The sequence below is a fragment of the Streptomyces sp. NPDC050738 genome (genome assembly GCF_040654175.1).
Classification (GTDB): domain Bacteria; phylum Actinomycetota; class Actinomycetes; order Streptomycetales; family Streptomycetaceae; genus Streptomyces.
The window spans coordinates 524805-531109 of record NZ_JBFAHN010000001.1; the positions used below are offsets into that span (position 1 = coordinate 524805).

At 68.8% G+C, this 6305-nt stretch carries 9 protein-coding genes; all 9 read left to right on the plus strand.

Translation table 11 applies throughout. The features are described from left to right. Window positions 1-125: 125 nt before the first annotated feature. A complete protein-coding gene (locus AB0H78_RS02505; RefSeq protein ID WP_363232347.1) occupies window positions 126-623 on the plus strand; it encodes a hypothetical protein in 498 nt (165 codons plus the stop codon). Between the two features lie 82 nt (window positions 624-705). Then, on the plus strand, window positions 706-1290 hold the full coding sequence (locus AB0H78_RS02510) for a sigma-70 family RNA polymerase sigma factor (protein ID WP_363232348.1): 585 nt from the start codon (window positions 706-708) through the stop codon (window positions 1288-1290). Next, on the plus strand, window positions 1287-2063 hold the full coding sequence (locus tag AB0H78_RS02515) for a BN159_2729 family protein (RefSeq protein WP_363232349.1): 777 nt from the start codon (window positions 1287-1289) through the stop codon (window positions 2061-2063). Before AB0H78_RS02510 ends, AB0H78_RS02515 begins: the two co-directional genes overlap by 4 nt. Further along, complete coding sequence (locus AB0H78_RS02520) at window positions 2060-2512, plus strand: hypothetical protein (protein WP_363232350.1); 453 nt, start codon at window positions 2060-2062, stop codon at window positions 2510-2512. The genes AB0H78_RS02515 and AB0H78_RS02520 overlap by 4 nt, the downstream gene beginning before the upstream one ends. Beyond that, window positions 2512-2814: a hypothetical protein gene (locus tag AB0H78_RS02525; protein ID WP_363232351.1), complete on the plus strand. Its 303-nt coding sequence runs from the start codon at window positions 2512-2514 to the stop codon at window positions 2812-2814. Before AB0H78_RS02520 ends, AB0H78_RS02525 begins: the two co-directional genes overlap by 1 nt. Continuing rightward, window positions 2811-4199, plus strand: a complete 1389-nt coding sequence (locus tag AB0H78_RS02530; protein WP_363232352.1) for an AAA family ATPase — start codon at window positions 2811-2813, stop codon at window positions 4197-4199. Before AB0H78_RS02525 ends, AB0H78_RS02530 begins: the two co-directional genes overlap by 4 nt. A gap of 81 nt (window positions 4200-4280) precedes the next feature. Beyond that, window positions 4281-5756, plus strand: coding sequence for a UvrD-helicase domain-containing protein (locus tag AB0H78_RS02535; RefSeq protein WP_363232353.1), 1476 nt, complete (start codon window positions 4281-4283; stop codon window positions 5754-5756). Next, window positions 5753-6061, plus strand: coding sequence for a hypothetical protein (locus tag AB0H78_RS02540; RefSeq protein WP_363232354.1), 309 nt, complete (start codon window positions 5753-5755; stop codon window positions 6059-6061). Before AB0H78_RS02535 ends, AB0H78_RS02540 begins: the two co-directional genes overlap by 4 nt. Further along, window positions 6058-6305, plus strand: a 248-nt coding sequence (locus AB0H78_RS02545) for a WhiB family transcriptional regulator (protein ID WP_363232355.1), incomplete at its 3' end; no start/stop codon positions are given. The genes AB0H78_RS02540 and AB0H78_RS02545, both read left to right, overlap by 4 nt.

A 6305-nucleotide genomic window follows, 5' to 3' on the forward strand; every position in this document is an offset into this window, starting at 1 on the left:
CCTGTCGGGCCCGATTGCGCCCCAATAGAACCCTCTTGACTCAATCCACATCCACATGCAGACTGTAGATAGTGCAGGTCGCCCCGATCTGCATAGCCCCAATTCGGCCATGGCCGGAGGTTCACATGCGACGACTGAACAAGGGAGCCCCCATCCGAGCCGCCATGAAGTCGGCCGGACTGGACGTCTCCACACTCGCCGCCAAGACGAGGTCCATCGACCCCGACGGCAAGGGCCTCTCGCACGCCTACGTCGGGTTCATCAGCGGCAGGGGAACCAGCAGCCGCGAGACGTGCAGCGATCGAGCGGCAACGCTCATCGCGGCCGCTCTCGACCAGGAGGTCACCATCCTCTTCGAGTCGATCGTCTTCACGCTCGGAGAATCCACATCCGCACGCACACCGCGTACTCCCGAACACCGCACCGCCCTCCCCGAGCGGCTCATGGATCAACCCGCACTCGCCGCGTTCCTGCGGAAGTCGCCTTCGTGGATCGACGCGGAGATCAAGGCCGCGAAGGACGCCGGTGGCATCTGGCCCGGCCTGATCTACGTCGGCAGCAGTCGGCGGTTCGACCCGCTCGCAGTCCTCGACGCGATGCGGCAGCAGCGCGCATCCGCCTGACATGCAACGGGGCCGCCCCGGGGCGCAACCCGGAACGACCCCACATCACCACCAACCACCCAACAGAGAACGGAGGCAGGCCGTGACAACACAGACACAGGCTAGCCCCAAGATCGTCCCCGAGCCCGAGCTGATCGCTCGCGCCCGCACCGGAGACCCCGACGCATTCGCCACCCTCTACAACGACCACGAACGGGCCGTGTTCCGGTACATCGTTGCCCGCGTCGGCCACCGCCAGATCGCCGAGGACCTCACCAGCGAGACGTTCCTCCGCGCCTGGCGACGCGTGACCACCAACTTCATCTGGCAAGGCAACGACTTTGGCGCCTGGCTCTCCGTGATCGCCCGAAACCTCGTCAACGACCTCTACAAGTCCAGCCGCCACCGGCGCGAGGTGTTGGTGGACGAAATGCTCGACCACGAGAGTGACCACGCCCCCAGCGTCGAGCAGACCCTGATCGCACGCGACGGTTCCGCGGACCTCTACACACTCCTGGGCAAGCTCACCGAGCAGCAACGCCAGATCCTGGCCCTCCGCTACCTCGGCGGCCTGTCGGTCGCCGACACCGCCACCCACCTCGGTCTGACCCTGGGTGCCGTGAAATCCGGCGCCAACCGAGGCACCCACGCAATGCGCCGCCAGCTCCAGATGGGGGAGGCGGCATGAACAAGAACTTCCCGAATGCCGTCCGCATCATCCGCGAGGCCCTCGCGTCGAGTGGCTCGGACCCGTCCGCCGCGATCGCGCACGCCCTTGACGAGGGCCGGATGCTCGTCAATCCAGAACGCAGTTTCGGCGTCGTCCTCAAGCGCAACCCCGCTGGTCGGCTGACCCGCATCGGTCAGGAGCCGACGATGCTGGAGCAGCAGGCCCACGCCTGGGACATCTCCTGCGCCCGCGCCCAGGCCCTCGCCGACCAGATCCGCCAGGAGTGCCCCGAGGGCAATGGGCTGATCCGGGCGCTCCGCGACGGCAGCGCGGTGACCGTCGTCGTGCAGGTCACGACCTCCGAGCAGTGGGCGGAGTGGTGTGCCTACCTGTGCATCGAGCGCGAGGGCGTCGGCTCCCCGGAGTACGCGTACATCGGCCGTGGCCACCGGGACGGCGTCGAGGTCACACTCACCGCGTACGACGCTCCCGTAGTCCTGGCCCAGGCGACTGCCGCAGCCGAAATCCCGTACGTACACCACGGGTTCGTGTACGACCTCGCCCTCCCCCAGCGCGACAACACCGGCCGCATCTGGGACGTCAGCGGGGCCCTCGACGATGGCATGCCGATGCTGAGCCTGCGCGGACACGACATCCGGTGCGCGCTGGACAACATCGTCACCCAGCTCGGCGCCCACCTCGCCGCGGTGACCGAGCCCGACGAGCTCCCCAAGGCCCGCGACCTCGTCGCCACCATCCCCGTTGCGGACCCCGCCGGTGAGACCGCATGAGCACCTGTACGCCGGACCAGGCGTCCACGCCCGTCGCGGCAATCCCCCTGGTCGTTCACTGGGACCGGTACGTCATGGGCCCCTCCGGCGACACCGACCGCGAGAACACGATCGTCCCGTGCACCAGCGCGGACGGTGACCCCGTCGCCCTGGTCCTCGACTCCGAGTTGTGTCACCGGCTCGCTCTGGACCTCGCTGAGGCCGCCGGCAAGTCAGGGGACTCCGGGAGGCTCTCCCGACGCGCGTTCCTGCGCGAGCAGATCCGGCTCCGGGGCGGGCGGTGGAAGTCCCGCCGCGTGCAGGACCTCTACGCCCGCGCAGGCTACGAGGCCTCTCCGCGCACTGCCCGCAACGACCTCCAGCACCTCTTCCACGAGGGTCTGCTCATCGAGCACGACATGCTCGGCGGCCGCTACTACACCCCGTCCCGCAAGGGCGGTGACCTCTGATGGCAGTGAACACGTACACGCTCATTCACCAGGCACTGCTCCGAAGCGGCAAGACCCCGCGCGAGGCCACAGGCCTCCTGGCTCGACTGCGATCGGAAACGGGCGCCGAGCTCGCCGCCGCTCTCCGCGCACACAACACCGAGCAGAACCTGCCCTCGGCAGACACCAGCCACGCGAACTCGCGCCGACGTAAGGCCCGTTACGGAGCCACGAAGTTGGCCGCCGACTGGATCGAGCTCGCCGCCGCGAGCGGCCGCCGCTTCACCGCACCGCACCAGCGCGAGAACCGGAGCACCTCATGACGACCTTCACCTTCGCCCCCGCCACCCGCGAGACGGCCAAGGCCCGCATCGCTCTCCAGGGCCCCGGCGGATCGGGCAAGACCAAAACCGCGCTCCGCATGGCCGAAGGCCTCGCGGCCGGCGGCCCCATCGGGGTCGTCGACACCGAGCGCGGCTCCGCCCTCAAGTACGCCCCGGTCCCCGGACGCCCGGACATCGAGTCACACGAATTCGCTCACCTGCCGATGGCGTTCTGCTCCCCGGAGAACCTCATCGCCGCAGTGAAGGCCGCCGAGGAGGCGCGCCTCGCCGTCCTCATCCTCGACAGCTGGTCGCACTTCTGGGCAGGTAAGGGGGGTCTCCTCGCTCGCGTCGACCAAGAGGCCAAGAAGCCGGGCCACTTCGGCGGTTCGTACACCGCCTGGGCGCCGGTCAATGACCTGGAACAGGACATGCTCGACGCCCTGCTCGGCTTCCCCGGCCACGTCATCGTCACCATGCGGACGAAGAACGACTACGAGATGGAAGGGAAGAAGGTCACCAAGGTCGGGGTGAAGACAATCCAACGAGAGGGCGCCGAGTACGAGTTCGACGTCGTGATGGACATGGTGAAAGGCACCGGAACCGTCACCAAGACGCGGTACACGCCACTCGACAACGTCACCCTTCACCACCCCGGCGAGGACTTCGCCGAGACGATCCTGGAGCAACTCGGACAGGGAGTCGACCCAGTTGTCGTCATCACGGACGCGCTGGCCGCCGAGGGGCTCACTCTCGACGACATCCTCCGTATCCAGGGGGATGCCGCCAGCCGCCGCCTGACGCAGACCGGGCTGCTCCATCCCACAAGCGGCGAACCGACGACGGTGGCCGCCCTGATGCAGGAGCGCCTCGGCGAGACCCTCATCGCGCTGCTGGCCGACGACTTCCTGACGTACGAGCGGGCGCTGGCCCTGTTCGCGCGCGGGGGCAGCGGTGGATGGCTCAACGTGCCGTACGCGGACCGCGAGTCCGGGGAGATCACCACGCTCGGCGCGCTGATCAAGGCGCGCGGTACAGAGCTCAAGGCGAAGGCCGAACCCGCGCCGCCCACGATCGAGACGACGCGGGATTCGGGCGCGGGTGACGAGCAGCAGCCGGCGCCTGCCACCCCGGGGGAGGGCGCGACCGCCCCGCAGACCCGGAAGATCTTCGCGTCCATGAAGGAGTTGGGCCTCGCCCCGGAGGACCGCGATCAGCGGCTCCGCGCCGTCGGCCTCCTCATCGGCCGCCGCATCGAGTCCATGAACACCCTGACATTCGGCGAAGCAAGCGTGGTCATCGAGACCTTCGCCGACTTCACCGGCGACGGCGCCCCCGAGCGGTTCCGCGCCCACCTGAACGACCTCCTGGCCAAGGCCGCCTGATCCACCACTGAACGCGGGCCCCGCCGACCCACCCCCTCCGGCGGGGCCCGCACCCACCCAGAAAGGAGAAGCACCACAGTGGTGAACCCCACCCCAGAGCAGTCCGAAGCGATCGCCACCTACGGAGACGGCATCGACTGTGTCCTCCAGGCGGGCGCAGGCTGCGGCAAGTCGAGCACGCTCAAGATGATCGCGAGCAGCGACCCGCGCCGCCGCATGGCATACGTCGCGTACAACAAGGCCATCGCCGCCGACGCCAAGCGGTCATTCCCGTCCAACGTCACCAGCCGCACCGGGCACGGGCTGGCCTTCGACCCGCGCTACCTCCCGCGCCTGAACAGGCCGCGGCAGACCGCGCATCAAGCCTCGCAGGCGATCGACGTCAGGCAGATCCTCGGCATCATCGGCTCCACGCCGGCGATCCCCACCGACGCTGGAATGCCGAAGGCCATGACGTCACGGCTGATCATGCGGGTGGCGCTGGACACCGTGTCCCGCTGGTGCCACAGCTCGGACTCGGAGATCAGGGCGAAGCATGTCCCGCAGTACGACGGCCTCACCACGGCGGAGCCCCGGAACGCGCTCCTCGGTCTCGCGCTGCCTGTGGCCCTGGCCACGTGGGCGGACTTGGCGGACGAGGACGGTGTCCTGCGCCTGGACCACGACCACTACATGAAGATGTGGGCGCTCTCCGGGCCCAAGCTGGCCGTGGACGTGGTGCTGCTCGACGAAGCGCAGGACACGAACGACGTGCTCAGCGCCGTCCTCCTTGACCAGGACCACGCGCAGCGCATCGCCGTCGGCGACTCCGCCCAGGCCATCTACGGATGGCGCGGCGCACGCGATGCCCTGTCCACGTTCGTCCGCGAGCTCCACGCCACGGAGCTCACGCTCTCCCAGTCGTTCCGGTTCGGCCCGGCCATCGCCGCGCAGGCCAACCTCTGGCTGACCAAAATCGACGCACCTCTACGACTCACAGGGTACGAAGCCTGCACCTCCAGCGTGGGCCCGGCCAGCAACCCCGACGCGATCCTCTGCCGCACCAACTCCGGCGCAATGGGCGTCGTTATGGAGGGCCTGGCCGCCGGCCGAAAGGTCGCTCTGGTCGGTGGCGGCGCGGAAATCAAACGCCTCGCGTGGGCCGCTGAGGCCCTCCAGGACGGGAAGCCGACCGACCACCCGGAACTCCTCGGATTCCCCTCATGGGATGCGGTGCGGGAGTACGCGGCCGAGGAGGACGGCAGCCTCGAAGTCCTCGTCAAGCTCATCGATGAGCACGGCACCGCGGCCATCCTCACGGCGGCCGACGCGCTCACCGCGAACGAGGCGCGCGCCGAGCTGGTCGTCTCCACGGCGCACAAGGCCAAGGGCCGCGAGTGGCCGTCCGTCCGCATCCACGGAGACTTTCGGGCACCGAAAGCGGACCCCAAGACCGGGAACGTGACGCTCACCCGCGAAGAGGGACGTCTCGCGTACGTCGCCGTGACCCGTGCCCGTCAGCACCTCGACTGCGAAGCGCTGGACTGGGTCCACACCGTGACCGGGGTGACCGAATGACGCACTGGCAGATCTACGCGCTCATCGCAGTCACAGCCACCCTCGCCACCCTTGCCGGTCTGGTCGGCATGTTCCGGGCCTCCTCCCTCCCAAGTTGCGACACATGCGCGGAGTGCGACGACCAAGCCGCGGACAAGGGCGGGTTGTTCGCCGAGGACTACCTGGTCGGCTTCGACGCGATGAAGGCTGCTGTCCTCACCGCCAACCGCGAGACGGAGCCTGGTGGTCCGTCGGCCGACCTCATCGACTGCTGGGGCGTCTGGTCCGACGCTCCCCGCTTCCCGAAGGGTGGCGACCTCGCATGACGGACGAAGTGGACTGGTCCCAGGCCCTGTGCTGCGGCGACGACGGGGACCGGTGGTTCAACGAGGGCAAGACCAGCGACGAGGCCGTCGCCGACTCCGCGTACGCGAAGCGCCAATGCGGCTTCTGCCCGATCTTCGATGACTGCCTCGTGGACGCCATGGCGAGCGAGGACGGCAAGCCCGCCGATAGTCGCCACGGCATCCGCGCAGGCCTGACCGGCAAGCAGCGCTACCGGCGGGCGGA

Excerpts from the sequence above, each read along its gene's own strand:
- AB0H78_RS02515 (WP_363232349.1), top strand. The coding sequence starts at position 1,287 with ATGAACAAGAACTTCCCGAATGCCGTCCGCATCATCCGCGAGGCCCTC.
- AB0H78_RS02505 (WP_363232347.1), top strand. The coding sequence starts at position 126 with ATGCGACGACTGAACAAGGGAGCCCCCATCCGAGCCGCCATGAAGTCG.
- AB0H78_RS02530 (WP_363232352.1), top strand. The coding sequence starts at position 2,811 with ATGACGACCTTCACCTTCGCCCCCGCCACCCGCGAGACGGCCAAGGCC.
- AB0H78_RS02525 (WP_363232351.1), top strand. The coding sequence starts at position 2,512 with ATGGCAGTGAACACGTACACGCTCATTCACCAGGCACTGCTCCGAAGC.
- AB0H78_RS02540 (WP_363232354.1), top strand. The coding sequence starts at position 5,753 with ATGACGCACTGGCAGATCTACGCGCTCATCGCAGTCACAGCCACCCTC.
- AB0H78_RS02520 (WP_363232350.1), top strand. The coding sequence starts at position 2,060 with ATGAGCACCTGTACGCCGGACCAGGCGTCCACGCCCGTCGCGGCAATC.